The organism is Actinokineospora sp., from assembly GCF_050699995.1.
Lineage (GTDB): Bacteria > Actinomycetota > Actinomycetes > Mycobacteriales > Pseudonocardiaceae > Actinokineospora.
The window spans coordinates 1-1,103 of record NZ_JBOHGC010000453.1; the positions used below are offsets into that span (position 1 = coordinate 1).

Consider the following 1,103-nt stretch of genomic DNA (forward strand, 5'->3'; position numbering starts at 1 on the left):
GCCTTGTTGTCCACGATCAGGTGACCGTACGTCGCCGCTCTCCCGCCACGCACGTACACCGTCCCCGCTCCACCCTGGTAGCCGTTGTCCCCGCCCGTCGCCACCAGGTGCTCGAGCAAAGTTGTGCCGGCCGCGAGCCTCGTGTACTCCACCGCAATCGCGCCACCACCTCCCGAGCCTCCGCCACAGCTCTGCGTCCCACCCTTGGCCTCGATCGTGCCCGTGCCCGACAGCTCCAGCGTCTTCACCCACACCGACCCGCCTGCTCCGCCGCGGCACCCGCTCTGACCGTCGGCACGAATCACCCCGTCGATGACTGCCCGCTCCGCCACCACCTGCACCGCACCGCCGCCGCGCACGTAAACGCTGGCGCCTCCGTTCTCACGTGGGAAGTAAACGCTGCCGAACGTCTCACCCCGCCCACCATCCAATGGATTAGACCCGCCCTCTCCTAGGTGGCTGCCACCGTGCCCGGTCGACGGCATCGCGTGGCCGGGGTATGTCTGCCCAGCCGGGTAACCACGGCTCGACACGTCGATCGTTCCCCCCGCCTCCACCACCAGCTCCCGCACCTCGATCCGCAGGCTCTCCGGAGCGGCGCTCGACGGCGTCAACTTCTGCGTCAAGACCGCATTGGGCTTGATCACCAGCCGGTCGGCGTAGATCGCATCGGTCTCCACCGTCCCCGTGATCACCTGCTCGCTGTAGACGCGAATCGGATCCACCGACACCACTTCCACGTCGCCCTTGACCGTGTACTCGTCGAACCGGTACACGCCCTGCCAACGATCCCCCTCGTCCACCGTCGGCACCGAAGCCCCGTCGGCGGCCAGCACCACCGTCTTGCCGTCCGCACCGATCGACTCGATCCGCCACGTCCCCTCCAGCGCTCCCGTCGCCGCGTTGCGGATCTCCACCCAGTGGCCCACGAAGTACGCCGGGATCACCTTCGCGCGACCCGTCACCAGTGCCGCACCCGCGCTCCCCGACTGGGCCGTCCCACTCCCAAAGCTGGGCAGGATCGTCCGGCGGTGACCACCCACCGCCTTGTTGTCCACGATCAGGTGACCGTACGTCGCCGCGCTCCCGCCACGCACGTACAC

1 pseudogene is annotated in these 1,103 nt (G+C 68.6%); it reads right to left on the minus strand.

The window, feature by feature from the left end:
* A pseudogene (locus ACRDSQ_RS22360) lies at window positions 1–917 on the minus strand (hypothetical protein); the annotation flags it as partial.
* Window positions 918–1,103: the final 186 nt, after the last annotated feature.